Origin of the sequence: Falsiroseomonas sp., assembly GCF_030695085.1 — a bacterium.
In the GTDB taxonomy this organism is placed as follows: Bacteria; Pseudomonadota; Alphaproteobacteria; order Acetobacterales; family Acetobacteraceae; genus Falsiroseomonas.
Genome location: NZ_JAUYTS010000049.1, coordinates 1 through 26,510 on the forward strand (window position 1 = coordinate 1; position 26,510 = coordinate 26,510).

Consider the following 26,510-nt stretch of genomic DNA (forward strand, 5'->3'; position numbering starts at 1 on the left):
TGGTGGCCCGGTGGCCATCGCGGGGATGATACACCCGATCCCATCCCGAACTCGGACGTGAAACACCCCAGCGCCCATGGTACTGAGCCTTAAGGCTCGGGAGAGTAGGTCGCCGCCGGGCCACCACACCGGAACATCATATCATCACCTACCACCGCGGGGTGGAGCAGCCCGGTAGCTCGTCAGGCTCATAACCTGAAGGTCACAGGTTCAAATCCTGTCCCCGCATCCCACGATCCTGAACAGACCCCATGAGCCTCAGCTCGTGGGGTTTTTTCATGTCCCGTTATAAGCGATAGACCTGCCGTCTGCTCCGCACTGGCGCCGGACGCTTGCAGCAGCGCCGAAAGGTGACCGATCAACTCAAGCGGGGCAGGGGCACCAGTCGTGGATGGATAGACCAGCACGCGGTCCACCAGCGCCTTCAACGCCTCCAGGATTTCGGTGTCGCCGTAGGCCGAGAAGGCCTCGCGCAAGGAATGAACCCGAAGCCGATAGGCTTCGGCCAGACTGCCGTGGAGCCGCGGCAGCGAGCTGCTTTCCTCTCCGGCCGTCAGGGCCGCTACTAGCGCGGACTTGCGCGCCTCGAACTGGTCAAGCCGCGCCTGCAGCCCCGGGGCACGAAAGCCATCGATCATCATGTCAATCAGTCCCTGGAGTTGACGCTCGACCGTGGCCAGTTCAGCGCGAATACCGCTCAATCCGGCGGATGCCTCCGTACGCAGCCTGTTCCATTCGGTTGTAAATTCCGCAACGAAGACAGCCACCAGATCGGGCTGCATCAGCCCTTGCTCCAGCGCCTGCAACACGCGCATCTCGGTCTGGCTGCGGCGCACCGTGGTTTTGTTCTTGCATTTTCCGCCCTGGCGTACGGTCTGGCAGCCGAGATAGTCACGCCCCGTCGGCGTGTAGGAACCGCCGCAGGCGCCGCAGAACAGTTTGCCGGTCAGCAGATGTCGCGGCCGCCGATGATGCCAAAGGTGATCAGGGGCAACTCTAGGATCGGGCCCACATTCGGGACGGGACGATTTTTGCAGCCTCGCTTGGACCTGGTCCCATAGCGGTTGATCAATGATTCGCAGCTCTGGCACCTGCTCCGTAACCAGCGCGGTCTGATCATTAGCGCGTGCCACGCGGCGGCTGGTCGTCGGGTCTTTGAGCCAGCGCCGGCGATTCCAGACCAGCTCGCCGATATAGAGCCGGTTTCTCAGGATCCCGGTCTCTCGCCCAGCCTGCCCCCGCAGAGCCCCGGCAGACCAAAGACCGCCGCGTGGTCCCGGCAGCTCCTCGGCATTAAACTGACGCACCAGCGCAATGGGGCTGCGTCCTTTTGCGAACTCCTCGAAAATCCGGCGCACCACCGCCGCCTGTGTGAGATCGATTTGCCGCAGCCCGCGCTCGGCCTCCCCATTCCGATCGATCGGGCCGCGGATCACTCTATAACCGTAGGAGAGACCGCCGCCGCTGCGTCCCTCGCGCACCCGGCCCTCCAGGCCTCGCCGGGTTTTATCGGCCAGATCCTTGAGATACAGCGCACCCATAGTCCCTTTGAGGCCGACATGCAGTTCGCTGATCTCACCCTCGGACAGGGTCAGGATGCGGACGCCTGCGAACTGTGCTGCCTTATGGAAGCCCGCCACGTGCTCCTGGTCGCGACTCAGCCGGTCGAGGCTTTCAGAGAGCACCAGATCAATCCGGCCCGAGCGCATGGCCTGCAGTAAGGATTGGTAGCCCGGCCGCAACGTCGTCGAGCCGGAAATGGCATGGTCGGTGAAGGTACCCACCACTTCCCAGCCCTCGCGGACCGCACGCGCAAGGCAAATCCGTGTAGAAACGCACGCGCTTGCCCCGGTGGATGGCCGCGACCCCCAGGGCAGTGGCCAAGTGGGTCTTCCCGGTTCCGGTGCCGCCGACCAGGATCAGATCATGAGCGGTCTCCATCAAGGCTGCGCTGGCCGATTGCTGGATTTGCGCCTGAGGCAGCGGCGTTTCCGCCCAATCGATCCCGGTCAGATCGCGGTGCACCGGAAAGCGCGCGACCTTGAGTTGGTAGCGCAGGCTGCGCACCTGGCGATCGGCCAGCTCGGCCTCGATCATGCGGTCGAGCCAGGCCTCGGGTTGCACGGGCCGCCTTGGTCCCTCGGCGAACCACTCGTTCCAGGCGGTGGCCATGCCGTAGAGGTGCAGGGCGTTGAGCTGGGCGGCGCGGTCGGCGGCACGCGGTTCAGAGCCACGCTGTTCAATGGATGACATGGCTAGCCTCGCGCAGATGATCATAGCGACTGCAATCGGCGAATCGGCGAGCGGCTCGGTTTGGAGTTGCAGCATGTCGGGCACGGTCAGCATGGCGGGCTGCCTGGGTGCGAGCAGGCGGCGTATTTCGTTCAGCACCACGGCCGCGGTGACGACATGGCCCTCAAGTACCAGTTCGCAGGCAACCTGCAGCGGCTCCAGGCCGACCTCGCGCGCCATCAGCAGCAATTCGACAAAGGCGCGGTCGCCCCTGTGCTGCTTGAGGATGCGGTCTCTGACGGTCTGGATGGCGACTGGCAGATCCTATTCGCGGAACGGCACGCCATTGCGTAGCGCGCCGGGTTTGAGCTCCAGGACCGGCAGGTAGTGCCAGGGGTCACACACCAGGATGTCACGTCCAAACCGGCGCGCATGCTCGGCGATCACCGTGCCATCGGCGACGATGCGCACCAGCGTGGCGGTGCTGCGGACGGGCTCCCAGCCGGGGCATCTCGGCTTAGGAGACAAGCGGACCATTGCGGTTGTCGCTACGCTTCCATGCTGGCCAGCAGCGCTGCCGAGGGCTCCACCCCTAACCCGGGCCCATCCGGCAGCGTGTAGAAGCCGGCCTCGCACTGCATGTGGGCGCTTCCGGTCGGCTGGGTCAGGCGCAGGTTCGGATCGAAGATGCTGTGCTGGTATTCGTGCCAGGGCAGCTTCTGCAGGGTGCTGGCGGCCTGCAGGCTGGCGGCCATAAACAGGCCGATGCCGATCGCCGCATGCGGCATGACCGCGACATGGTGCGCATGGCACAGCGCGCCAATCCGGGAAAATTCGGTGATGCCGGTGTGACCCATTTCCGGCTGGCCGATCGCCATGCAGCGATGCTGCAGGCGCGGCAGCCACTCGAACACCGTGCGCAGTTCCTCTCCTAGAGCGATCGGCACGCCGACACCGCGCGCGACTTCCGCGACGCCCACAATATCCTCCGGCGCGCAGGGCGCCTCGGCGAAGACGAGGCCATGTGGCTCCAGCCGGCGGATCAGGCGGATGGCCTCCGCCGCGCTATTCTTCCAGTGCAGGTCAACCATGATGCTGGCCTGGGGGCCGAGGCCCTCGCGCAGCGCCGCGATCTCGGCCTCCGCGCCATCATCGGCGACGGCGGCGGCGAATTTGAAACCGCTGAATCCGCGCGCCTGCCAGTCCCGCGCAAACTCCACGCGCTCGGTCAGCGTGGCGCGCGGCAGACCGGAGACATAGGCGGAAATACGCGCATGGCGCCGCCCACCCAGCAGCGTCGAGACCGGAACGCCGAGCCGTCGCCCCAGCAGATCCCACAGCGCGATATCCACGGCGGCCAGCGCATCCAGATAGAAGCCGCCAAAGAAGCCGCGCACCCGCATCAGGTCGTATAGGTCCTCATGGATCATCGCCGGCGCGGAGGGGTCGCGGCCTTCCAGCACCGGCGCCAGCACGTCGTCCACGATGGCGCGCACCGCCTCCGGCGCCACGATGCCATAGGTCTCGCCCCAGCCGGTCAGGCCGTGTTCCGTGTCGATGCGCAGCACGATGCTGCGGTCCTGCGTCGGGTACAGCGTGCGGTTGCCGAGGCGGACGATGTAGCCCGCGCGGTTGACGCATTCGCCGTCGCGCAGCGGGCCGAGATAGGGCACGTCGCGCGGGATGGCGATGACATGCGCGGTGACACGCGTGATGCGATCGGCGCGTGTCATCGCGGCTTGTGCATGGTCATCGTCGGCGCTGCGGTCGCGATCAGTTCGGACAGTTCCGCGAGGTCTCCCGCATCGAAACGCGGCCCGGCCGCGCGTGCGCCCGTGTGCTCCAGCAGCCCGCGCCGCCGCAGCACCTCCTTCGTGGCGCGAACCCGGAAGGTCATCTGTAGCATCAGCAGCGGCAGCGTCGCGGTGTAGATGCGCCGCGCCTCCGCGCGGTCTCCGCGCGTCCAGGCCCGCCACAGCGCCGCATGCGCATCGGCCAGCTCCAGCGCCGGCATGGTGCCGTTGGCCCCGCGTGCCAACTCATCCAGCACGAAACGCGCGCCGGCGCCGCCCATCACGCCATCCAGCCCGCCGGAGGCAGCGGTCAGGATGCGGGTGACGTGCTGGCCGCAGGGCAGCGTTTCCTCCTTCACGTAGCGGATCGCCGGCACCGCCGCCGGCACCGCCGCCACCGCTTCCGGCGACAGCGCGGCGCCATTCGGCGCGGGGGCGTTCTGCAGCATGATGACCAGGCCCGGCGCGGCCGCCGCCACGGCGCTGAAGAAGGCGACCTGCTTCGCCACGTACTGGCCGGCCTGCGGCGGCGCCATGATCATGGCGCAGGTGGCGCCGACGGCCATGCCCTCCCGTGCCCGCGCCGCACTCTCGGCCGGATCGACATGCGACGCGCCGACGATGAAGGGCAGCCGCCCGGCGAGATGCTTGCCGAGCACGGCGACCATCTGCCCGCGTTCCGCGGCGGTCATTGTCTCCACCTCGCTGGCCATGCCGGGAAACACCACCCCATCGACGCCGGATTCGACCGCGAAGTCGATCAGGCGCCGGAAGGCCGGCTCATCCACTGCATCCTCCGGCGTGAAGGGCGTCGGCAGCACAGGGAAGACGCCGGACAGCTTGGTCATGACGGACAAGGATCCTCAGCCGTTGAAGGATGGTTCGGGCAGGCCACGCGCGCCGCCCGTCTCGATGGCGAAGACGGAGCCGGAGAGCGGCGCCGCCGCGAGTTCGGCGGCGGAAAGCCGCACACGCGCACTGGTGACGAACAGCGTGGCGAGGCCCTGGCCGCCGAAGGCGCAGCTCGTCGGGCGCGGCACCGGCAGGTTCACCGCACGGTCCAGCGTACCGTCCGGCCGGTAGCGGGCGACGCGCCAGCCATCCCACAGCGCCACCCAGACGCCGCCCTCGGCATCCACCGTCAGCCCATCCGGCACGCCCTCGCCCTCCGCGAAGATGACGAAGGGGCGGCGGTTGGCGACGGTGCCGGCGGCGAGGTCGAAGTCGAACACGTCGATGCGGCGGCGGCCGCTATCGGCCAGGTACAGCCGCGCATCATCCGGGCTGAAGCCGATGCCGTTGGCGACATGCAGCCCCGCCTGCATCACCCGCACCTGGCCCTCGGCATCGATGCGGTGCAGCGCGCCGGCATCCGGCGTGGAATCCAGCGCCAGCGAGCCGACCCAGAAGCGCCCGGCGCGGTCGCATTTCCCGTCGTTCAGCCGCAGGGAGGCGCCCTCCGCGATCGGTGCCGCCAGCACGCGGCCGAGCCCCGCGCCATCCAGCAGCCGCAGGCCGGATCGCGCGGCGGCGACCAGCCCGCCGCCACGGCGCGGTGCCAGCGCGGCGACCAGCTCCTCCACCGGGATCACGGCGTCGGCGCCGGTCGCGGGGTCGCTGACATGCACGGCTGGGGCGAGGATATCGACCCAGTGCAGGCGGCCTTCGTGCCACAGCGGTCCTTCGCCCAGCAGCGCCTCCGCCCGCACGGCGAGCGTCACGCAATCGGACACGCTGGCGGGGCGCGGCGCCACGGTCAGCGTCATGGCGGATTGCGCGGCATTGCCGGAGATGCGGCGCGCCGCCTCCATCACCTCCCGCCCCAGCGCGTGCAGCCGCGCCTCACCGAGCCGGAAGGCGGGGCCGACGAGGCAGATGGTGCCGAGCGGCCGCGCGCGACGGTCCAGCACGGCGGCGGCCACGGCATTGACCCCGGCGGCCGCTTCCTCCAGCGACAGCGCGTAGCCGCGCGCCGCCACCAGGGCCAACTCCCGTTCCAGGGCGGGCAATTCGGTGATGCTGCGGGGGCCGGGGGCGGCGAGTGGCATCAGGCGGTCGAGCAGCAGGCGGCGTTCCGCGGCCGGAAGCTGCGCCAGCATCGCCTTGCCGCAGGCACTGGCGTGGGGCAGGGCGCGGGCGCCGACGCGATTGACCAGGCGCACCGCCTCCTGTTCCGCATCGCGCTGGTCGACATACAGAACACCGTCGCCATCCAGCACCGCCAGCCGCGCCGTCTCCCCGGCCAGGCGGGCCAGGCGCTCCAGCTCCGGCGCCGCGGTGGCGCGCAGGTCGAAGCCGTCCCAGACGCGATGCGCCATCTCAAGGCACCGGGCGCCGAGGGCCTAGGTCTGCGTCGCCGGCTCATGCCGCAGCAGGCGCGCCTCGACCAGCGCGGCCAGGATGCGGTGCGCGGTGGGGCGTGCCAGGCCGGCGCGGTCCGCGATCTCGGCGAAGCGCAGCGGCGCGGGCGCATCGGCCACCAGGCCGAGCAACGCGATGCCACGGGTCAGCGCCTGTGTGCCGGGCACCGAAGCCGCGTCCTCCTCCGCCTCCATTGGCCTGCTGCGCGCCATGCGTCTCCTTGATTGACCGTCTCCGGTTGAGTCCATATCGTGGAACCAAGTTCCAAGTCACGCAAGACACCAAGGAACGGAGGAAGTCCCGATGCGCCGCCGCCAGCTCGCAGCAATCAGCCTCGCCGCCCTCGCCGCGCCCTCGATCGCCCGGGCCCAGGCGGCCTGGCCGAGCCGGCCGGTGCGCTTCATCATCCCCTTCCCGCCCGGCGGCGCGGCGGACTTGGTCGGCCGCATGCTGGCGGCGCATTTCCAGACGGCGTTCGGACAGGGCTTCGTGGTGGAGAACCGCGGCGGTGCCGGCAGCGCCATCGGCGTCGATGCGCTGGCCAAGGCGCCGGCGGATGGCACCGCCGTGGGCATGATCAACATCGCCGCCAACGCCATCCTGCCCGCGGTCCGCAAGGTGCCGCTGCCCTACCGCCCGATCGAGGATTTCGCCCCCATTTCCAACCTGGCGGTGACGCCGGCCTTGCTGCTGGTGAACCCGCGCAAGCTGCCGGATGTGAAGACGGTGGCGGATTTGGTCGCGGCGGCGAAGGCCCGGCCGGAGGCGATCAATTTCGGCTCCTCCGGCGTCGGCTCCTCGCTGCATCTCGGCATGGAGCTGTTCATGGCCAAGGCGCGCATCCGCATGACGCATGTGCCCTTCACCGGCGGCGGGCCGCTGTTGCAGGCGCTGCTGGCCGGCACCATCGATGCCTCGCTGGACGTCGCGGCCACAACGACGCAGTTGATCCGCGACGGCCAGATCCGCGCGCTGGCCACGATGGCGCCCGCGCGCATGCCGGCCTATCCGGACCTGCCGGCGCTGAACGAGACCTATCCGGGCGCGGAACTCGCCTCCTGGCACGGCCTCGCCGCACCGGCCGGCACGCCGGCACCGATCCTGGCGCGGCTGGCGGCGGAGACGCAGGCCTTCCTGCGCAGCCCGGAGACGGTGCAGCGCTATACGCAGCTTTCGCTGGAGATGCCGCAGCACACCACGCCGGCCGAGTTCGGCGCCTTCATGGCGCGTGAACTCGCCACCTTCCGTGACCTCGCCCGCACCCAGAACATCGTGGTGGAGTGACCCACATGCATCGCCGCATTCTGGTCGCCGCCGGGCTTGCCTTGCCCTTCGTCGCACGGGCGCAGGGCTACCCGGAACGACCGGTGACCCTGGTGGTGGGCTACGGCGCTGGTGGTGCCACGGACATCATCGCGCGGACCTTCGCGGAGCGCATGCAGCCGCTGCTCGGCCAGCCCATGGTGGTGCAGAACCAGCCGGGCGCCGGCGGCACCATCGCCTCCGACCGCGTCGCCAAGGCGGCGCCGGATGGGCACACCATCATGTTGATCGCCAATGCGCATGCGGTGGCGCCGGGGCTTTATGCGCGGCTGCCCTACGACACCGCCGAGGATTTCGCGGCGGTGTTCTTCGCCGGCAATTCGGCGAATGCGCTGGTGGTGCCCGCCGCCTCGCCGGATCGCGACCTGGCGGCGCTGGTCGCCCGCGGCAAGGCCGCCGCCACGCCGTTGCAGACCGGCAGCGCCGCGCTGGCCGGCTGGCAGCCCGCGCACCAGATCATGAAGGAAGCCTATGGCCTGACGTTGGAGCACGTGCCCTATCGCAGCGGGCCACAGGGCCAGACGGACCTGATCGCCGGGCGGCTCGACTTCATGGTGAGCAACGTGCTGGAGGTGGCGGAGCATGTCCGTGCCGGCCGTCTGCGGGCCCTCGCCGTCACCAGCCCGACGCGCAGCCCGATGCTGCCGGAGGTGCCGACCTTCGCGGAGCTTGGCGTCGCCGCGCTGCAATCCGATAGCTGGTTCGGCTTCCTCGCGCCGCGCAACACCCCGCCCGCGGCGCTGGAGCGGCTGCACGGCGCCTTCACGCTGGTGGCGGCGGTGCCTGAGGTGCGTGCGCGCCTTGGCAGGCTCGGTCTGATCCCGAAGCCGATGGGCCAGGAGGAATGGGGCCACTTCTACTTGGCGGAGGTGGAGCGCTGGTCCGCGGTGCCGCGCCGGGCGGGCATCCGTATCGAATAGCTTTTGGCATCGGACTGCCGCTGGCGAGTTGGTCGAGCGTGCGGCGTGTGCGGCGCATGGCGGCGTCGGCCTGTTGCAGGGCGGCGTCGAGGTCGCTGTAGTCGAAGGCTGTGCGTGCGACCGGCGCTAGGCTCAGGACCCATAAAGTCCTTGCGCGTCAGGTGCGGTTTGTGAGTCAAAGTGCCCTGGAGGTAGGGCATGTCGGACAACCTGTTTTGGCTGACAGACGCGCAGATGGAGGGGCTGTCAGCCTTCTTTCCGAAGTCACGCGGGCGCGCCCGGGTCGATGATCGGCGCGTCCTGAGTGGCATCGTCTTCGTCAACCGCAATGGGCTGCGGTGGCGGGACGCGTCGGCGGCCTATGGCCCGTCCAAGACCCTCTACAATCGCTGGGTACGCTGGAGCCGCATGGGCGTCTTCGCGCGGATATTGGTGGCGCTGGCCGAGGCGGAGCAAGACGTCAGCACGATCATGATCGACGCCACGCATCTGAAGACCCATCGCACCGCCTCGTCCCTGCGGGGGCAAAAAGGGGGCGCAGCCGCTTCATCGGCCGGACCAAGGGTGGCCTGAATTCAAAGCTGCACGCGGTGACCGACGCGAAAGGGCGGCCAATCCGCCTGTTCCTGACCGCCGGTCAGACCTCGGACTACATCGGCGCGCGTGCCTTGCTGCCATCGCTGCCAGCGGCATGGGTGCTGCTGGCTGATCGCGGCTACGACGCTAAGTGGTTCCGCATCGGATTGATCGGCCGCGGCATCACGCCCTGCATACCATCCAGGAAGGCGCGCAAGCTCGCCATCCCGCATGACAAAACCCTCTACCGCCAGCGCCACCGCATCGAGAACATGTTTGGCCGCCTGAAGGACTGGCGCCGCATCAGCACACGCTACGACCGATGCGCCGATATCTACCTCTCGGCCTGCGCCTTTGCCGCCGTCATGCTTTTCTGGTTGTGAGTCCTGAGCCTAGAGATTCATCAACGATCACCATCAAGGCAATTCCGCACCTGTCGCCGCCGCGACGCTCACCCGCTCGCCGCAATCCCTTCATCTGATCGACAGTTCGATCGTGCGCGCCCACCAGCACGCCGCGGGCGGAAAAAAGGGGGCCCGGATCACGCCATTGGTCGTTCTCGTGGAGGACTGAGCACGAAGATCAACGCCGTCGTCGATGGAGCCGGGCTGCCAGTCGCGCTGTCGATCGGTGCTGGCCAGTCCTCCGACAAGGCTACCGTGCCTGATCTCGTCAAGCGCATCGCCCCGGGGCGGGACCTCGTCGCCGACCGCGGATACGACGCCGTCGCCATCCTCAATCTCGTCGCCGCCCGCGGCGGGCGGGCCGACATCCCCACCCAGCGAGACCGCAAGGTGCAGCGCTCCGTCCCGCCCGAACTCTACCGTGCGCGCAATCTCGTCGAGCGCTTCTTCAATAAAATGAAGCAGTTCCGACGTGTCGCCACCCGCTTCGACAAGCTCGCCCGGAACTACCTCGCCGCACTCCACCTCGCCGCCGCACGCCTCTTGGCAGGTAGTTACGAGTCCATCACCTGGAAGTTTCTCTCCGCGGCTTCTTTCAGGATCAGCTTATCGAGCGCCAGCTCCGCCACCGCCCGTTTCAGTCGCAGATTTTCGCGTTCGAGGTCCCTCAGCCGCCGCGCCTAGCCTATCTTCAGGCCGCCGTATTCAGATCGCCAGCGGTAGAACGTCGCTTCCGATACCGCGAGCCGGCGGCAGATCTCACCCACTGTCCGGCCCTGCGCCAACTCCACCTCAGCCTGCCGCAACAGACCGATGATCTGTTCCGCCGCGTGACGCTTCCTCGGCATCCCTGCCTCCTTCCAAGGAGGCCAACCCTCTCATCACAAGCGGATCATCTGCAGGGGGGAAGGTCAAGCTTCACCCCCTTCGGGCCGCGCTTGACCATGCTTCGGAGTTTCCGCCTCGGAGGGGCCGATGTGCGGGCCAATGATTTAGCGGCGGCCTTCGGCATTGCAGGCGCCAGCAACTATGGCTGCGACGGGTTGGACGCGCTGCGTCCAACAGGCGGCCGCCCTCGCGTTGGCGCAAATAGGTGGCGTCCAGTCAAAGATGTGGCCACTCGCCCTTCAGCGATCGGTCGAAAAAGGCCATCACCCGTTCGTCGATGTCCTTGCACAGCCTGGAGACGGTGGATTCGGAGATGCTCGAAAGGCCCATGGCCTGCAACAGCTCCTCCACTCGGCGGGTGGAGATGCCGCTGATCCAGGCCACCTAGATCATCGCGACCAGGGCTTTTTTCGGAGGTCTTCCTGGGCCCGAGGAAGGGCGGAAAGTAGGTGCCCTGGCGCAGCTTGCGGGCGCGCAGCGCCAGCGAGCTCACCCCGTTGTCGAGCCTACGGTCACGAAAGCCGTTGCGGTAGGTCAGCCGCTCGCCAGCGCGTTCGCGGCGGGCGGTGCCGATTTGTCCTTCCACATCGCCCTCCATGCGCAATTGCACCACCGCCTCGGCAGCGGAACGCAGGAAATCGGCGTCGGCAGCTCGATGCGGCGGCCAACACCTATACGCCTCCTCCGGAGGATGCGGTGACAGCGGGCTCGCGCGGCCTGCGCCGATGCGGGGCATCGGGCCAGGACTGGCCGCGGCCATGGCCGCGGCCGATGGCTGCCGGCTGCGCTACTCCGCCTGCACCCCCGCGGCACGCAGGAGGCGCGTGTTGATCCCAATGCCGGTCTGCACCAGGGCCATGACCTGCGCACTGGTCTCAAAGCCACCGCGCGGGGTGACACCGGTCATTTCGTTCACCCGTTCGACGCTTCGCTGGATGGCCTGGCGGAAGGCATTGCCCAGCGCCGCGAGTGCCTCGGGCGGCGTGCGCTTCGGTGCAACGATCGGGAAGAATTCCTCATGGATCACGCCAGGCATGCCCGCCTGCGGGGCGCTAGGCACGCCGGGGAGCGCCGGGCTGGGCTGTTCTGCAAGCACCGCGAGGGCGCGCAACGTTCCGCCGCGCACATGCCCGATTGCGGAGGCCATTGTCGGGGTGCCGAACTGCGCCTCGCCCGAGACCAGGGCCGTGATGCTCGGGCCGCCGCCGCGATAATGCACCGTCTCGGCCTGCACGTTCATACGCGCCATCAGCACCAGGCCGCCGATATGCGGGCCGCTGCCAGGGCCGGCCGAGGCGTAGTTGAGCCGGCCGGGACTGGCACGCAGCAGCGCCAGCAATTCCTCCGCCGTGCGCGCCGGGACTGCTGCGCCGACCACGAGCAGGTGCGGCGAGAAGCCCGCCACCGCCACGCCGTCGAAATCGCCCAGCGTGTCATAGGGCAGGTTGGCGACGACCGCGGGCACCGTGGCGAGAGAGCTGTTGATGAGCACCGTGTGCCCATCCGCCGGCGCACGCGCCGCGGCCTCGGTGCCGATGACGCTGCCCGCGCCGGCCCGGTTCTCGATGATGACGGGCTGGCCCAGGATCTGGCTTGCCGGTTCCGCGATGATGCGGGCCAGGATGTCGTTCGACCCGCCCGGCGCGGCAGGCACGATCAAGCGGATCGGCCGCGAGGGCCGCCAGCTGGAGGTGCCCTGGGCCTGGACGAGCGCCGGCGCGGAAAGGCCTGCGAAGGCGAGGATGAATCGGCGAGTGAGCTTCATGGACGTCTCCCGGGTGATGGCTTCGGCTTGAACGCCGTGCCTTGATCTTGAACAGAACACTGGCCTCGCCTGCGACCAGGCGGGGCTCGCGCTCGAAGGCCTGCCCCCCGAGATACGTCACGGGCGGTAACGGCAACGAACACTTCCATCCGCCCACACTTCCCGGTTGGCAGGTGATGGGCGCGAGGTTTGCGCAACCCGGCCCTTCGATCAAGCAGGGCGGGCGCACACCGATGGGCGCAGCGGCCCTGGGAACCGGCAGGACTTGTCCTGTCCCGCTTTCCCGCGCTGGGCCGCTGCCTCTCATGCGGCGGCTCGCCTCCCGATGACGCGCCGCGCGGCCCGCCCGATGTTGTCGAGGTGCAGTTGCATCGCCTCCGCCGCCGCCTGCGGCTCGCGCGCCTCGATCGCCGCGGCGATCCGCCGGTGGTCGAGCCATGACCTGCGCATGGCCCCCGGCGCGTCCAGCGCGTGGTGGCTGAGCTCGGAGGATTGCCCATAGGCCTCCGCGAGCAGCGCCGCGAGCAGCCGGTTGCCCCCAGCGCGCTGGAGGGTCGCGTGAAACTCCGAACCCGCGATGTGGAAGGCGCCTGGGTCGTCCAGTGCGCGACCCTGCGTCTCGGCAAGTTCCCGCAGCCGTGCGCGTGTCGCCGCCCCGGCGTTGCGCGCAGCCTCGCGCGCCGCCGCGACTTCGAGCACAAGGCGCGCGCCCAGCACCTCCTCCGGCGTGTAGCGGGCTGCGATGGCGGGGCGGGCAGTCCAGCTGGCCGCCGGAAGCACCCGCGAGCGCGCGCCCTGCGCGACCTCGACCAGGCCCCGCGCGGCGAGCGCATGGATCGCCCCGCGCACCGTTTCGCGACTGACGTCGAGCTGCGCCGCCAGGTCGCGTTCCCCCGGCAGGGCGTCGCCCGGGCGCAACAGGCCGGACATGATCATGCCGGCGAGCCGATCCGTGATCTGTTCACGCATGGTGCGCTTCGACACGGCTGACTGCAGGAGGGCAAGGTTGTCGAGCATCGTGGGCACGATAACAGCGCGCGTGGGGCAAGGTCTACTGGTCTGGTCATCGGACCGGTTGACAAGCTGCTCGCGCCTCGGGCAGACACGAAGCGAGACAAATCCGGCAGGAGAGGCAGCTCGCCTCCCGGGAGGAAGCCGCCATGGCGCGAACCGCGTCGACCCTTATGCAGCCGGCTACCCCGCCGCCGCTTGCCCTGCCGCCAAACCGCGGCACCCAGACCAGCCGGAGAAGCGCCGCATGACGCCCCGCCTCGCCCTCGTCCTCGGTGATCCCGCCGGAATCGGCCCTGAAATCATGGCCAAGCTGCTGGCCGAGGAGGCCAACCGTACCAAGGCCTCGCTGCTGCTGGTGGCGGACCCGGACGAGCTGGCGGAGGGGATGCGGATCGCGGGCGTGGACCTGCCCATCACGCGCGTCAACGACCCCGCCGCGCTACTGCCGGGCCGCATCGCGCTGCACGAAGTGCGACGCCGCGCGCCGATCCCACGCGGCCAGTCCAGTGCGGAGGGCGGCACGCATGCGATGGACACGCTGCGCGAATGCCTCGCGCTGGCACAGGCCGGCACGGTGGATGGCATCTGTTTCGCACCGCTCAACAAGGCCTCTCTACACATGGCGAAAATGGGCCATCCGGACGAGTTGCACTGGTTCGCGGAGGTACTGGGCCACAAGGGCGCGCACAGTGAGTTCAACGTGCTTGATGGTCTCTGGACCTGTCGCGTTACCAGCCATGTCGCCCTGCGCGAGGTGGCGGATCTGATCACGCCGGAGAAGGTGATCGGCGCGGTTGCGTTGATCCGCGATGCGCTGGTCCAGGCCGGCATCGAGCAGCCACGCATCGCGGTCTGCGGCCTGAACCCGCACAATGGCGACAACGGCGCCTTCGGCCGCGAGGAGATCGAGATCATCGCCCCGGCGTTGGACGAGGCGCGCCGCCGCGGCCTGCCCTGTGAGGGGCCCTATCCCGCCGACACCATCTTCCTGCGCGCCCAGCCCAAAGCCGACGGCACGCGCGACGTGGATGCGATCGTTACGATGTATCATGACCAGGGGCAGATCGCGATGAAGCTGATGGGCTTCTGGCGCGGCATCACGGTGGCCGGCGGCGTGCCGGTGCCGATCGCGACCTGCGCGCATGGCACGGGCTTCGACATCCAGGGCAAGGGCATCGCGCGCGTCGGCGCGCTGCAGGCGGCCTTCGACCTGGCCTGCACGATGGGCGCGCGGCGCCGGGCGCAGGGCTGAGACGCGATGTCCACGAAGAAGCCGCTGCGCAGCCAGGCCTGGTTCGGCCGGCAGGACAAGATGGGGTTCTACTATCGCTCCTTCCTGAAGAATTCCGGGACGCCGCAAGACCAGTTCGATGGCCGCCCTGTCATCGGCATCTGCAACACCTGGTCCGAGCTCACGCCCTGCAACGGGCATTTCCGCGACCTGGCGCGGCATGTGCGCGACGGCGTGCTGGAAGCCGGCGGCTATCCGCTGGAATTCCCCGTCTCCTCGCTGGGCGAGGTGACGATGCGCCCGACCGCGATGCTGTATCGCAACCTCGCCGCGATGGATGTTGAGGAAGCGCTGCGCGCGCATCCGCTCGACGGCGCCGTGCTGCTGATGGGCTGCGACAAGACGACGCCTTCGCTGGTGATGGGTGCCGCGAGCGTGGACCTGCCCACCATCGGCGTATCGGGCGGGCCGCAGCTGCGCGGGGTGTATCGCGGGCAGATCATCGGCTCCGGCACCAACATCATCTCGATGAGCGAGCAGCTGCGCGCCGGCGAGGTAACGCTCGCGGAATTTCATGAGGCGGAGGCGGGCATGAACCGCTCCGCCGGTTCGTGCATGACGATGGGTACGGCATCGACCATGGCCTCGCTGGTTGAGGCGATGGGGCTTGGGCTGCCGCAGAATGCGGCGATTCCGGCCGCCGATGCGCGGCGCAACCTGCTGGCGCGTATGGCCGGGCGGCGCATCGTGGAGATGGTGCGGGAAGACCTCACCATCTCGAAGATCCTGACGCGCGCGGCGTTCGAGAATGCGGTGCGCGTGCTGGGGGCGATCGGTGGTTCGACCAATGCGGTGGTGCATCTGCTGGCGATCGCACGACGGCTCGGCGTGCCCTTCACGCTTGACGACCTCGATGCGCTTGGCCGCGGCATCCCGTGCCTGGTGGATCTGATGCCGTCGGGCCGCTTCCTGATGGAGGATTTCTACGAGGCCGGCGGCCTGCCCGTGGTGCTGCGCGCGCTTGGCGAGGCGGGGCTGTTGAACCGCGATGCACCGACCGCGAACGGCAAGCCGATCTGGGAGAATGTGCAGGACGCGCGCTGCTGGCGGCCTGACGTCATCACGCCGTGGGACGCGCCGTTCAAGCCGGATGCCGGCATGGCGGTGCTGCGCGGCAACCTCGCGCCGGATGGCGCGGTGATCAAGCCGTCCGCCGCCTCGTCGCACCTCATGCGCCACACGGGCCGCGCGGTGGTGTTCGAGACCATCGAGGACCTGCACGCCCGTAAGGATGACCCCGCGCTCGACATCGATGCGGACTGCATCATGGTGCTGAAGAATTGCGGGCCGAAGGGCTACCCCGGCATGGCGGAGGTCGGGAATATGCCGATCCCTGCCAAGCTGCTGAAGCAGGGCGTGCGCGACATGATCCGCATCAGCGATGCGCGCATGTCCGGCACCGCCTATGGCACTGTGGTGCTGCACGTCGCCCCCGAGGCCGCGGCCGGCGGGCCGCTGGCGCTGGTGCGGAACGGCGACCTCATCACGCTCGACGTCGCCGCGCGGAGCCTGCAACTGCATGTGGATGAAGCGGAGCTCGCCGCTCGCCGCGCCGCCTGGGTCCCGCCCGCGCCGCACGCCACGCGTGGCTACGTGAAGATGTACCTGGACCACGTGACGCAGGCCAACGAGGGCGCCGACCTCGACTTCCTCGCCGGCTCCTCCGGCGCGCCGGTGCCGCGCGACAACCATTGAGGACATGCTGATGCCGCAAGCTTATGGCGGGGTCTTCCCGGTCGTCCCGACCATCTTCCACGCGGATGGGGCCCTCGACCTGGAGGGGCAGAGGCGGGCGATCGACTTCATGATCGACGCTGGCTCCGAGGGGCTCTGCATCCTCGCCAATTTCTCCGAGCAGTTCGTGCTGACGGACGAGGACCGCGAGCGTGTCATGGTGGTCGCGCTGGAACACGTGTCGGGCCGCGTACCGGTGATCGTGACCACAACGCATTTCGCCACCCATGTCTGCGCAGAGCGCAGCCGCCGCGCCCAGGAGATGGGTGCGGCGATGGTGATGATCATGCCACCCTATCACGGCGCGACCATCCGCGTTGGCGAGGCCGGCATCTTCGACTTCTTCCGCCGCGTCTCCGACGCGATTTCCATCCCGATCATGATCCAGGATGCGCCGGTCAGCGGCACGACACTCTCCGCCGCGTTCCTGGCACGCATGGCGCGCGAGATCGCGAACGTTTCCTACTTCAAGATCGAGGTGCCGCAGGCGGCGGCGAAGCTGCGGGAGCTGATCGTGCTGGGCGGGGATGCGGTGGTCGGGCCCTGGGACGGGGAGGAGGCGATCACACTGATGGCCGACCTCGACGCAGGTGCCACGGGATCCATGACCGGCGGAGGCTTCCCCGACGGCATACGGCAGATTACCGATGCCTGGTTCGCGGGCAACCGCGCCGGCGCGATGGACGCCTATGGCCGCTGGCTGCCGCTCATCAACCACGAGAACCGGCAGTGCGGCCTGCTTGCGGCGAAGGCGCTGATGGAGGAAGGCGGCGTGATCCGTTGTGGCGCGCCGCGCGCCCCGATCGCGCCACTGCATCCGGCCGCGCGCGCGGGCCTGATCGAGATCGCGCGGCGCCTCGATCCGCTGGTGTTGCGCTGGGCAGGCTGAGGGGCGCGCTTAGAGTCGGTGCGGATGGCCTCGAGGTCAGACGTGGGCGGCATGGCGCGGATCGGCTCGGGCGGGGCGGCGGGTGCGGTGGTCATGGGGGTTGTCTGGGGCGTGGGTGCGATGGGCGTCGCGGGCGGCGCCGGCGCGGTGTCCGGCGAAGCCGGCGACGTCTCGGGCATGGGTGGTTCCTCGGGGATGGTCAGGCCGGGTTCGATGGTGGTGGCGGGGGTCCCTGGTCCCCCTCGTCACGGACGACGGCGGCCGCGTCCACGGGGTTCGGCACGATTGATTTCTCGTAGGGCTCCCAATTCACGGCGCGGTGGATGGTCTGGCCGCTGCTGACATCGGGCCGCGGCTCGTAGCCGTGCACCCGGTAGCCGACGCTGACGCTTTGCGGCGTGCCGTCGGCAACGGGCTGCCAGACCGGCTCGACGTCATCGGCGCCGCTGAACCGGAGCGTGGCGTAGCTGGAGCGTGTGCGGCGCCAGCGCGAGGTCGCCTTTCCGGCGAACCTTTCCGCGCTGCGGCTGCGGCCCTGGGATGGGGTGACGGTGGCCCTCGACCGGGTGGGACGCTTCCCGGCGCGGGTGACGGGCTGGCGGTTGTCTCCGGATGGCGGGGTGGATATTTCTCTCGCGGAGGAGGACCCCTCCGTCTCGAACTGGAACACCGCGGTGGACGAGCGCGCCGCCGGCGACAGCCCTTCCGTGGTGCTGCCCAACCCGGGCGCCATCGCCGCGCCGGCTGCCATTGTTGTGGCAACGCACATCACCGCCGCCTTTTGGGCGCTGGGCGTGTCCTGGTCGCCTGTTGGCTCGGCGTATCTCGCCGGCTACGAGCTCGAGTTCATGCCGGCCTCCGTTACCGTCTGGCAGGGCTATGGCGGGGCCCCGGGCGCCACCGCGGCCTCGGTCACGACCACCGAGCCCACCCGCCTTTCGGGCGCGCGCCGTGGCGCGCAGTGGCGCCGTGTCGGGCTGGCGCGAGGCGGCGGTGCCGGGTGCCGCTGATGCATGATGCACCTCTCGGCGGCGCGTCCCCGCATCCCACGATCCCAGTACTTTCATCGAACGGCCGTTCTCCACCCGGAGAACGGCCTTTTTAGTATCCGAACCCCCCCGCGGCCATCCGCCTCAGAGCCCATCCGGGAAGTTTGGATTGACGCTGAGGGCTTTGCTGCCAGCCGTCGAAGCATGATCCGGATCATGGCCATACGTACGAAGGCGGCTGCGATGCGGCAGTGGCGCTCAAAGTCGCGGGCGAGACGGCGGTTGCGGCTGATCCAGCCGATGGTGCGCTCGACGATCCAGCGCTGGCGCGCTCTGCGTTCCCGGTTCGCGGCGTTCACCTCGGCGACGTAGGCCTGGGCGTATTCCTCCACCAACGCCGGCGCCAGCAGCCGCTCCTTGAGGCCGAGCAGCACTCGATCCAGTACGGCATCGCGCGCCACCGTGCGGCGGTTTCCGCAAGTGCCGCGCTCGAGGTGGTTCGAGCAGCCGCGCGGGCCGCCGCTGCCCACGATGCTCATCGGCGCATTGCACAGGTCGCAGCGCACCAGGCCGGCCAGCGGCCACCGGGGGCGTCGAGCCGCGGCGAGGGCGCTACCGCGGTTCGGCGGCGAGGCCGAGACGACAGCCTGCCGGCCTGCCTCCAGGCGTCGCTCCCGTTATTGGGCACTGATCCCGCGAGACCGGATCACCGCAAGCCACCGGCGCCGCTCTGATGTCAGGAAGGGCCTGAACTCCTCCGGTGTCATCACCCGCGGGAAGACGGCACCGGTCCGCAGCGTCGCCATCACCTCCGGCACCTGCATCGCCTCCGCAACGCCGCGATGCAGGCGCTGGATGATTTCATCGGGCGTACCGGCTGGGGCGAACATGGCGAGCAGGGTCGTTCCCTCGAAACCCGGCACGGCGGCTTCCGCGATGGTGGGCACATCGGGGGCTAGGGGGCTACGCTGCGCGCTGGTGACGGCGACGCCGATGATGTCGCCGTTGCGCATCTGCGGCAGGGCGGTCACGGCCTCCACGAAGGCCATCTGCACCTCGCCGGTGATCAGCGCCTGCATCGCCGGCGCGCCGCCGCGATAGGTGATGTTCTCCACCTGGATGCCTGCACCTTCCAGGAAAAGCTCGGTGATCATGTGCGCGCTGCTGCCCGCGCCCGATGATGCGTAGCTCAGCTTTCCCGGCTCGGCCTTGGCGCGGGCGATGAAGGCGCCGATGTCCCGCATCGGGTGCTTGGGGCTGAGGCACATGAAAAGCGACGACGTGCTGACGGACCCGATCGGCGTGAAGTTCGTCTCCTCGTCATAGCCGCGCTGCGGGTACAGGTGCCCGGACATGGAGTAGGTGCCGCTGCCCGCGAACAGCAGCGTGTACCCATCCGGCCGCGCCCGCGCGACATGGCCGGAGCCGATGGTGCCGCTCGCGCCCGGCCGGTTCTCCACCACGAAGCTGCCGCCAAGGATGCGCTGCAATTGCTGCGCGACGATTCGCGCGACCGTGTCAGTGGACCCGCCCGGGGCGAAGGAGACTACGATGGAAACCGGGCGCGTGCCCGGATAGGCGGCAGGCTGCGCCGCGGCGGCGGCAGGCAGCAGGCCGAACGTCGCGGCGCCGAGCCCGCGGCGGGTGAGGGTGGCTGTCATGGCATTGTCCCCATTTTGTCACGAAACGGTAACGCAGGCTGCCGATCCGTCAAGCAAGGCGGGTCAACCGCCGTCGGCCCGCCAGGCGGGGACGGGGTCGGGGAAGCCGCCGCACCACGCCATTCTCTTCCCCGGAAGCGATGCCGGATGCCCTCCAGAAAGTCGTGTCCCGGGTGGTGGTGTAGGAGGCCCATAGCCTGGGGCGCGTAGCGAAGCCCCTGGCTGAGCGGAGCGGAGCGCCCCAGGCGGCCACCGCGGTGATGCTCGGTAGGGTTGGGTTGTTGAGACCTGCAACCCCTGACCTTGGACCGACCACGATGACCGACGACAAGATCGCCCTTCGGCAGATGCTGGAGAAGGGCTCCGACGCAACCTTCCTGCGCGAGATGATCGGCTTCGCCGCGCAGCGCCTGATGGAACTGGAGGTGGGCGAGGTGACCGGCCGCCCATGGCGAGCGCAGCCCGGACCGCCTGGTGCAGCGCAACGGCTACCGTGACCGGGACTGGCAGACGCGGGCCGGCACGGTCGAGCTGCGGATCCCGAAGCTCCGGCGCGGCTCGTATTTTCCTGCCTTCCTGGAGCCCCGCAGGACCGCCGAGAAGGCGCTCACAGCGGTGAGCCAGGAAGCCTACGTCCAGGGCATCTCGACGCGGTCCGTGGACGATCTGGTGCGCGCCATGGGGATGGAGGGCATCAGCCGCAGCCAAGTCTCGCGCCTCTGCGCCGAGATCGACGACCGCGTCCGCGACTTCCTCGCCCGCCCCATCGAGGGCGACTGGCCGTATCTCTGGCTTGATGCGATCTACGTGAAGGTGCGCGAGGCCGGCCGCATCGTCCCGGTCGCCGTCACCATCGCGGTGGGCGTCAACGCCGATGGCCGGCGCGAGGTGCTGGGGATGGCGGTCGGTAGTTCTGAGGCCGAGCCCTTCTGGCTGGACTTCCTCCGCAGCCTGAAGCGGCGCGGCCTGGCGGGCGTGAAGCTCGTCGTCTCCGACGCCCATGAGGGGCTGAAGGCGGCCGTGACGAAGGTGCTGCGCGCCACCTGGCAGCGCTGCCGCGTCCACTTCGCCCGCAACGCGCTGGCCCATGCGGGCAAGGCGCAGCGCCGCATCGTCTCGGCCTGGATCGGCACCGCCTGTGCCCAGGAGGACGCGACCGCTGCACACGCCCGGTGGCGCACCGTCACCGACCAACTCCGCCCCAAGGTGCCAAAGCTCGCCACGCTGATGCACCGCGCCGGGGAGGACGTCCTCGCCTACATGCACTTCCCCGCCGCGCACCGGACCAAGCTGCACAGCACCAATCCCATCGAGCGCCTCAACGGCGAGATCAAGCGCAGGACCGATGTCGTCGGCATATTCCCGAACGAGGCCGCCGTGGTGCGCCTTGTCGGTGCCATCCTGCTCGAGCAGTCCGACGAGTGGGCCACCCGGCGATCCCGCTACATGACCCTGGAAGCCATCAACACCATCAGCGATACTGCCACCGTCAGGCTATCGGCCGTGCCAGCCCGACCCGGCGGCCCAACCCCCCTGAGGATCATCGCGCTCCTACACCAAGCGATGGGACACGACCTGCTGGAACAGGGAGTGCGCGGTGTGCGCGGACCAGGTCGGCCAGGACGCCAGGTTCGCTGGGACAGGCGAGGAAGCGGCACCTCGCGGCATGGTCCGAAGAGGCCAGACCACAACAGCAGGACGAAGCGATCAACGCCCCGTTTGGCCCGGCATCAGTCGGCGCGCAGCCGCCAGCCCCAATGCGGCGGCGGATGTCCGGCGAAAGGGATCGGGGTGCGCATGATGCGATCCGCCAGCAGGCAGCCCAGCCAGGCCTCCCGACGCCCCGGCCCGGCGAAGGCGAGGGAGGAGACATTGGCGAGCGGACTGCCCCCGGCCTCTGCCATATCCTGTGGCACCAGAGTGCCGGCGGCACTGCCGCGCGCGATGCGCTCGATATGCTCCGGCACGCCGGCGTCGAGGTGCCGGGTGACGCCGCCGGTGGCCGGGTCCACCCGCAGCAGGCGGTTGGCAACGATGGCCGTGACCCAGACCTGGCCTTCCTCGTCGAAGGCCAGCCCATCCGGATACTCGCCCGGTCCGAACTCCGCGACCACCTGCTTGGGGCCGAGCGTGCCATCCGCGGCCAACGGGAAGCGCGAGAGGCGTTGTGTATAGGTCTCATTCACATACAGGAAGCGGCCATCGGGGGAGGGCATGCATTCATTGGTGTAGCCCAGCCCGTCCGCCACGATGCGGCTGCCGCGATCATCCTGCACCACGATGAAGCCGGTGCAGGCCCGCGGCGTCCAGTCCAGGTGGCGCGGCGACAGGCGGGTGGAGACGGTGGCCCACAGCCGCCCCGCGATGTCGCGCACCGCGTAGTTGGTCGGCGGCAGCGCCACGCCATCGACCTCGCGCAGCAGCGGCGTCACCTGGCCGTCGCGAGCCAGCCGGAAGACGCCGCCCTCCGCATTGCCGAGATGCGCCAGGATGAAGGCGCCATCGGGCTCGAAGGCGATGCCGTTTGGCTTCAGGCCCTCCGGCAGGTCCGCCGTCTCGCCCCTGATGAGGCGGTGCGAGCCATCCGCCGCCAACGCCGCGACGCCGCCGCGGAAATCCGCCGCGAACACCGCGCCATCCGGCGCCACCAGCACGCATTCCGGCCGCACCAGACCGCTGCCATGGAAGGAAACATCCTGCATCTGCATCAGCGGAACCATGCGACGGGCGCCATGACGAAGGCGGGGAAGTAGGTCACGATCACCAGCACCAGGCAGCACAGTGCAAACATCGGGCCGAGTTCCTTGGTGATGCCCCACATGCGCGCATCGGCGATCTTCGCCGAGACGAACAGCGTGCCGCCGACCGGCGGGGTGAACAACCCGATCGCCAGGTTGCACACCATGATGAGGCCGAGATGCACCGGGTCGATGCCAAGGTCGCGGGCCACCGGCAGCAGCAATGGCGCCGTCAGGATCAGGGCCGGAACCGGCTCCAGGAAGATGCCGAGCAGCAGCAGCGCGATGTTCACCACCAGCAGAAACTCCCACTTGCCGAGGTCCCAGGCGCGCAGGATGGCGACCAGGTCCATCGGCACGCCCTCCATCGTCATGACCCAGGCGAAGGCGGTGGTGGCACCGATGACGAGCATGACGGTGGCGGAGGTGATGAAGCTGTCGCGCAGGATGCGCGGCACATCGGCCAATGCCAGTTCGTTGTAGATGAAGCGGCCGACCAGCAGCGCGTAGAACACCGCGACGGCAGCGGCTTCCGTCGGCGTGAAGACGCCTCCGAAGATGCCGCCCAGGATCACCACCGGAAACAGCAGCGCCGGAATGCAGCCCTTGAAGGAAGCGATCAGCTCATCCGCCGAGGTGCGCTGCCCGCCCGGGTCCCAGCCGCGCGTCTTGCCGACATGCATGCACCACAAGATCAGCGCGCCGCCGAACAGCAGACCGGGGATGAAGCCGGCCAGGAACAGCTCCTTCACCGACACATTGCCCATGAAGGCGAAGATCACCATCGGGATGGAGGGGGGGATGATGATGCCGATGGTGCCGGCAACGGCGACCAGTGCCGCGGCAAACTCCTTCGTGTAGCCGCGCTGCTTCATGCCCGGGATCATCACCGAACCGATCGCGGCGCTGTCCGCCACGGCCGAGCCCGAGACACCGGAGAACAGCATCGAGGAGGATACCGTCACCACGCCCAGCCCGCCGCGCAGGAAGCCCAGCGCCTTCGACGCGAAGTCGATCATCCGCCGGCCGACGCCGCCGGCCACCATGATTTCGCCTGCCACGATGAACATCGGCACGGCGAGCAGGTGGAATGGCTCGACGCCACCGATGAAGGACAGCAGCATGCCCTCCATCACGTAGAAATTGTCCGACATCTGCATGTAGGCGAAGGTCGCGATCAGCATCGCCCAGACCAGCGGGACGCCGAACATGGCTATCACCATGAACAGCGCGAAGATCGTCAGGAACAGCGACATCAGGCGGCCCTCTCGCGCACCGGGCCGCACAACAGGCGCTGCGCTATGAAGATCAGGCCGAACACCGAACCCACCGGCATGGCCGCATAGGCGAGGCCCATGGGGATGTAGGTGACGGACAAGGTCTGCTGCATCATCTGCGCCGAAAGACTCCAGCCATAGATCAGCAACGTCACCAGCACGCCCGCCGCCGCGGCATCCGCCACCCAACCCAGGATGCGGCGAAGGCCCGGCCCTGCGGCATCCACCATCTCCGTGATCGAGAGATGCGCACCGAGTTGAAGCGCCCGCGCGCCGCCCAGGAAGGTGAGCCAAAGGAACACGAACTCACCGATCTCATTCACCCAGGCGAGCGACAGGTTGAAGACGTAGCGGGCGATGACGTTGATGAGCACCACCAGGCACAGCCCGCCACCGCCGATGGCGAGGAACAGGTCCAGCGCGCGCCCGAGCAGGGCGCAGCCGCGATCGAGCGCGCGCATCGCTCAGCTCCGCGCGCGCAGCGTGGCGGCTTCGGCCATGAAGGCATCCACCTGTTCCTGTCCGTATTCCTGCCGGGCCCGCGCGATGGCGCCCTGCGAGGCATCGCGCCAGGGGCCGAGATCCGGCCGCGCGATGGTGGCGCCCTTTTCAGTCATCTGCCGCAGCAGCGCCTCGTCATTCGCCGCGACCTGCTGGCGGTTGTGCTGGCCGCTTTCGCGCCCGGCCTGCATCAGTGCGTCGCGTGCATTCTGTGGCAGGGATTGCCAGACCCGCTCGGACGCGCACAGCCACAACGGGGAGTAGATGTGGTTGGACAGCGTGATGTGCTTCGCGACCTCGTGGAAGCGCTGGCTGAAGATGGTGTCGATCGGGTTTTCCTGGCCATCCACGGTGCCCTGCTGGATCGCGAGGTAGACTTCCGTCACCGGCAGCACCACCGGGTTCCAGCCCTGGCTTTCCATGATCCAGCGGATCATGTCGACCGGGGCGATGCGCAGCTTGCGGCCACGCACGGCGGCGGGCGATGGCAGCGCGAAGGTCGTGGAAAAGCAGCGGAAGCCAGCCTCCCAATCGCCCACCACGCGCATGCCGCGGCCGATCAGCGCCTGCTTCTGGGATGCGATGAAGCGGCTTTCGTCGTACAGCCGCCAGCCCTGCTGGTAGTTCTCCGCCAGGTAGGGCAGCGCGATCAGGTTCAGCGGGCGGGTGTGCGTGGCATAGGTGACCACGCCGGTGATGGCGAGGTCGATGGAGCCCACGGCCACCTGTTCCAGGCTGCGCGCGTCATTGGCCAACTGGCCCGAATGGAACACCTGCACGCGATACTGCCCATCCGTCAGTTCCTGCACGCGGCGTCCGAACAGCAGGGCGGCTTCCTGGCGCGCGCCGATGTCGGTGTCCGTGTGATTCAGGCGCAGCGTGCGGACACGTGCCTGCGCCGTGGCGATGGCGGGCGCCGCGAGCAGCCCGGCGGTGCCGAGCAGCGCGATGCGCCGCGTGGTCCTGATCTGATCCATTTTTGCTTCCTCCCCTTCTGTTGCGTGGCAGGCTAGACAGGCACGAGGCGACCCTCCGCGGCGGAGCGATAGATGGCTTCCTCGATCTCCATGTTGCGCAGCCAGGCGCGGCCGGTGTTCGGCACCGGCGCCTGCTGCGTCACATGCGCCAGCGCGGCGCCGGATTGGCGAAACACGCAGTCGCCGCCGTAGCCGCGGCGTTCCCAGGTGTAGGCGTGCTCGGCTTCCGTGCCGCCATGCGGGCGCAGGAACAGGCGGCCATGGCCATCAAGGCGAAGCTGCCCGCCGGTGCCCTCCACCAGCAGCACGCCATTGGTCATGCGCGGATCATCGCTCGGGTGGTCGATCAGGCGGTTGCCGTCGACGATGCCGCTGCGGCGCGGATTGGCGAAGCTGAACAGCACGGTCGCCGCATCTTCGCCCATAATGGCCGGGTTCAGCGTGCGCAGCCGAGCGAACACGCCAGCGACTTCGCCGAACAGAAGGCGGAACACGTCGATCAGGTGGATGATCGTCTCATGCACCAGGAAGCGCGGCATGGTGCGGAAATAGGGCTGGCGGGAGAGGTAGGCTTCCGGTCCCTGTCCGTCGCCTGAGCGCAGACGGAAGGAAAGGTCCAGCGGCTCGCCGATCGCGCCATCCCGCACCAGGCGCGCTGCCTCCTCGAACCATGGCATGAACCGGAAATTCTCATGCACCATCAGCGGAATGCCGGCTTGCTCCGCCTGCCGCACGATGGCCACGGCGGTGACGTAGTCCGGCGCCAGCGGCTTCTGGCAGATCGCGGGAATGCCGCGCGCGGCGCACAGCGCGACGAGCGCCGCATGGGTCTCGGGGGGCGTGACGATATCGACCAGCCCGGGCCGCACCGCATCCAGCATGGCGGCGGCATCGGTGAAGGCGCGGGCTGGCGGAAAGCGCGCCGCGGCGGCGTCCGCCTTGGCGGCATCGTGGTCGCAGATCGCGGCAAGTTCTACCGGCAGCCGCGACCACGCATCGTGGTGGAACTGCGCGAAGTAGCCTGCCCCGATCACGGCGACCTTCATGCCGGAATCTGCTCCGCCACGGCCTTCGCCACCTCCATGGTGCCGGAGCCGCCGAATTCGGCGGTGCGCAGGCCGTTGGCGAAGGCGGCATCCACCGCCGCCTCCAGCTCCGTCGCCGCATCGGACCAGGC

Annotated in this window: 21 protein-coding genes, 1 tRNA gene, 1 rRNA gene and 7 pseudogenes; 11 read left to right on the plus strand and 19 right to left on the minus strand. The window is 68.9% G+C overall.

Going from position 1 to position 26,510, the window contains the following annotated elements; genetic code table 11:
* Positions 1-6 precede the first annotated feature (6 nt).
* Both rrf and Q8S40_RS05740 read left to right on the plus strand, forming a co-directional pair.
* Positions 7-121, plus strand: a 5S ribosomal RNA gene (gene rrf, locus Q8S40_RS05735).
* A 34-nt stretch (positions 122-155) separates the two neighbouring features.
* Positions 156-229 (plus strand) — tRNA-Met (locus tag Q8S40_RS05740).
* Here the strand turns inward: Q8S40_RS05740 and Q8S40_RS25150 are convergent.
* The 7 genes and pseudogenes from Q8S40_RS25150 to Q8S40_RS05775 all read right to left on the minus strand — a co-directional run bounded on the left by Q8S40_RS25150 (position 189) and on the right by Q8S40_RS05775 (position 6,598).
* Entirely contained in the window at positions 189-1,787 is a 1,599-nt protein-coding gene (locus Q8S40_RS25150) for a recombinase family protein (protein ID WP_371136808.1), read from the minus strand. The genes Q8S40_RS05740 and Q8S40_RS25150 overlap by 41 nt on opposite strands.
* A gap of 39 nt (positions 1,788-1,826) precedes the next feature.
* Positions 1,827-2,472, minus strand: a pseudogene (locus Q8S40_RS05750) (ATP-binding protein); the annotation flags it as partial.
* An 84-nt stretch (positions 2,473-2,556) separates the two neighbouring features.
* Complete coding sequence (locus Q8S40_RS05755; protein WP_305669621.1) at positions 2,557-2,760, minus strand: hypothetical protein; 204 nt, start codon at positions 2,758-2,760, stop codon at positions 2,557-2,559.
* Positions 2,761-2,780: 20 nt separating this feature from the next.
* Entirely contained in the window at positions 2,781-3,965 is a 1,185-nt protein-coding gene (locus Q8S40_RS05760) for a mandelate racemase/muconate lactonizing enzyme family protein (protein WP_305669622.1), read from the minus strand.
* On the minus strand, positions 3,962-4,873 hold the full coding sequence (locus Q8S40_RS05765; protein WP_305669623.1) for a dihydrodipicolinate synthase family protein: 912 nt from the start codon (positions 4,871-4,873) through the stop codon (positions 3,962-3,964). Before Q8S40_RS05765 ends, Q8S40_RS05760 begins: the two co-directional genes overlap by 4 nt.
* A 15-nt stretch (positions 4,874-4,888) precedes the next feature.
* Positions 4,889-6,343, minus strand: coding sequence for an SMP-30/gluconolactonase/LRE family protein (locus tag Q8S40_RS05770; RefSeq protein WP_305669624.1), 1,455 nt, complete (start codon positions 6,341-6,343; stop codon positions 4,889-4,891).
* Positions 6,344-6,367: 24 nt separating this feature from the next.
* Positions 6,368-6,598: a helix-turn-helix domain-containing protein gene (locus Q8S40_RS05775; RefSeq protein WP_305669625.1), complete on the minus strand. Its 231-nt coding sequence runs from the start codon at positions 6,596-6,598 to the stop codon at positions 6,368-6,370.
* Between the two features lie 91 nt (positions 6,599-6,689).
* Between Q8S40_RS05775 and Q8S40_RS05780 the strand changes: the two genes are divergently transcribed.
* The 4 genes and pseudogenes from Q8S40_RS05780 to Q8S40_RS05795 all read left to right on the plus strand — a co-directional run.
* Positions 6,690-7,670 (plus strand): tripartite tricarboxylate transporter substrate binding protein, encoded by a 981-nt coding sequence (locus Q8S40_RS05780; protein WP_305669626.1) that lies wholly within the window; start codon positions 6,690-6,692, stop codon positions 7,668-7,670.
* Between the two features lie 5 nt (positions 7,671-7,675).
* The gene (locus tag Q8S40_RS05785) at positions 7,676-8,629 is read left to right on the plus strand and encodes a tripartite tricarboxylate transporter substrate binding protein (protein WP_305669627.1); all 954 of its coding nucleotides are present in this window, start codon (positions 7,676-7,678) and stop codon (positions 8,627-8,629) included.
* 198 nt (positions 8,630-8,827) lie between these two features.
* A protein-coding gene (locus Q8S40_RS05790) for an IS5 family transposase (RefSeq protein ID WP_305669628.1) occupies positions 8,828-9,588 on the plus strand; the annotation gives its coding sequence in 2 pieces (ribosomal slippage) (positions 8,828-9,167 and positions 9,167-9,588; 762 coding nt in all).
* A gap of 84 nt (positions 9,589-9,672) precedes the next feature.
* A pseudogene (locus tag Q8S40_RS05795) lies at positions 9,673-10,143 on the plus strand (IS5 family transposase); the annotation flags it as partial.
* 50 nt (positions 10,144-10,193) lie between these two features.
* On the opposite strand, the pseudogene Q8S40_RS05800 reads toward Q8S40_RS05795, so the two are convergent.
* The 4 genes and pseudogenes from Q8S40_RS05800 to Q8S40_RS05815 all read right to left on the minus strand — a co-directional run.
* Positions 10,194-10,457 (minus strand): annotated as a pseudogene (locus Q8S40_RS05800) (transposase); the annotation flags it as partial.
* Between the two features lie 65 nt (positions 10,458-10,522).
* Positions 10,523-11,200, minus strand: a pseudogene (locus tag Q8S40_RS05805) (transposase); the annotation flags it as partial.
* Positions 11,201-11,284: 84 nt separating this feature from the next.
* Positions 11,285-12,262, minus strand: coding sequence for a tripartite tricarboxylate transporter substrate binding protein (locus tag Q8S40_RS05810; RefSeq protein WP_305669629.1), 978 nt, complete (start codon positions 12,260-12,262; stop codon positions 11,285-11,287).
* A 303-nt stretch (positions 12,263-12,565) separates the two neighbouring features.
* Entirely contained in the window at positions 12,566-13,279 is a 714-nt protein-coding gene (locus Q8S40_RS05815) for a FadR/GntR family transcriptional regulator (protein WP_305669630.1), read from the minus strand.
* Between the two features lie 241 nt (positions 13,280-13,520).
* Here Q8S40_RS05815 and Q8S40_RS05820 point away from each other — a divergent pair, with 241 nt between their 5' ends.
* The 4 genes from Q8S40_RS05820 to Q8S40_RS05835 all read left to right on the plus strand — a co-directional run bounded on the left by Q8S40_RS05820 (position 13,521) and on the right by Q8S40_RS05835 (position 18,200).
* Complete coding sequence (locus Q8S40_RS05820) at positions 13,521-14,528, plus strand: 4-hydroxythreonine-4-phosphate dehydrogenase PdxA (RefSeq protein ID WP_305669631.1); 1,008 nt, start codon at positions 13,521-13,523, stop codon at positions 14,526-14,528.
* A gap of 6 nt (positions 14,529-14,534) precedes the next feature.
* A complete protein-coding gene (locus tag Q8S40_RS05825; RefSeq protein ID WP_305669632.1) occupies positions 14,535-16,262 on the plus strand; it encodes an IlvD/Edd family dehydratase in 1,728 nt (575 codons plus the stop codon).
* Positions 16,263-16,272: 10 nt separating this feature from the next.
* On the plus strand, positions 16,273-17,190 hold the full coding sequence (locus tag Q8S40_RS05830) for a dihydrodipicolinate synthase family protein (RefSeq protein WP_305669633.1): 918 nt from the start codon (positions 16,273-16,275) through the stop codon (positions 17,188-17,190).
* 476 nt (positions 17,191-17,666) lie between these two features.
* The gene (locus tag Q8S40_RS05835) at positions 17,667-18,200 is read left to right on the plus strand and encodes a hypothetical protein (protein ID WP_305669634.1); all 534 of its coding nucleotides are present in this window, start codon (positions 17,667-17,669) and stop codon (positions 18,198-18,200) included.
* Positions 18,201-18,367: 167 nt separating this feature from the next.
* Here Q8S40_RS05835 and Q8S40_RS05840 read toward each other — a convergent pair.
* The 3 genes and pseudogenes from Q8S40_RS05840 to Q8S40_RS05845 all read right to left on the minus strand — a co-directional run.
* Positions 18,368-18,505 (minus strand): annotated as a pseudogene (locus tag Q8S40_RS05840) (transposase); the annotation flags it as partial.
* A 114-nt stretch (positions 18,506-18,619) separates the two neighbouring features.
* Positions 18,620-18,844: pseudogene (locus tag Q8S40_RS25155) on the minus strand (zinc ribbon domain-containing protein); the annotation flags it as partial.
* Positions 18,845-18,856: 12 nt separating this feature from the next.
* On the minus strand, positions 18,857-19,840 hold the full coding sequence (locus Q8S40_RS05845) for a tripartite tricarboxylate transporter substrate binding protein (RefSeq protein ID WP_305669635.1): 984 nt from the start codon (positions 19,838-19,840) through the stop codon (positions 18,857-18,859).
* A gap of 317 nt (positions 19,841-20,157) precedes the next feature.
* Between Q8S40_RS05845 and Q8S40_RS05850 the strand changes: the two are divergent.
* Positions 20,158-21,352: pseudogene (locus Q8S40_RS05850) on the plus strand (IS256 family transposase); the annotation flags it as partial.
* Positions 21,353-21,570: 218 nt separating this feature from the next.
* Here Q8S40_RS05850 and Q8S40_RS05855 read toward each other — a convergent pair.
* The 5 genes from Q8S40_RS05855 to Q8S40_RS05875 are packed head-to-tail and all read right to left on the minus strand — an operon-like array spanning position 21,571 to position 26,379.
* Complete coding sequence (locus Q8S40_RS05855; protein WP_304810951.1) at positions 21,571-22,560, minus strand: SMP-30/gluconolactonase/LRE family protein; 990 nt, start codon at positions 22,558-22,560, stop codon at positions 21,571-21,573.
* Positions 22,548-23,834 carry a TRAP transporter large permease gene (locus tag Q8S40_RS05860; RefSeq protein WP_304810949.1) on the minus strand — a complete coding sequence of 429 codons (1,287 nt, stop codon included), beginning with the start codon at positions 23,832-23,834 and terminating at the stop codon, positions 22,548-22,550. Before Q8S40_RS05860 ends, Q8S40_RS05855 begins: the two co-directional genes overlap by 13 nt.
* Positions 23,834-24,316, minus strand: coding sequence for a TRAP transporter small permease (locus Q8S40_RS05865; protein WP_305669636.1), 483 nt, complete (start codon positions 24,314-24,316; stop codon positions 23,834-23,836). The genes Q8S40_RS05860 and Q8S40_RS05865 overlap by 1 nt, the downstream gene beginning before the upstream one ends.
* A gap of 3 nt (positions 24,317-24,319) precedes the next feature.
* Entirely contained in the window at positions 24,320-25,333 is a 1,014-nt protein-coding gene (locus tag Q8S40_RS05870) for a TRAP transporter substrate-binding protein (RefSeq protein WP_304810945.1), read from the minus strand.
* Positions 25,334-25,365: 32 nt separating this feature from the next.
* Positions 25,366-26,379 carry a Gfo/Idh/MocA family protein gene (locus Q8S40_RS05875; protein ID WP_305669637.1) on the minus strand — a complete coding sequence of 338 codons (1,014 nt, stop codon included), beginning with the start codon at positions 26,377-26,379 and terminating at the stop codon, positions 25,366-25,368.
* Positions 26,380-26,510 lie beyond the last annotated feature (131 nt).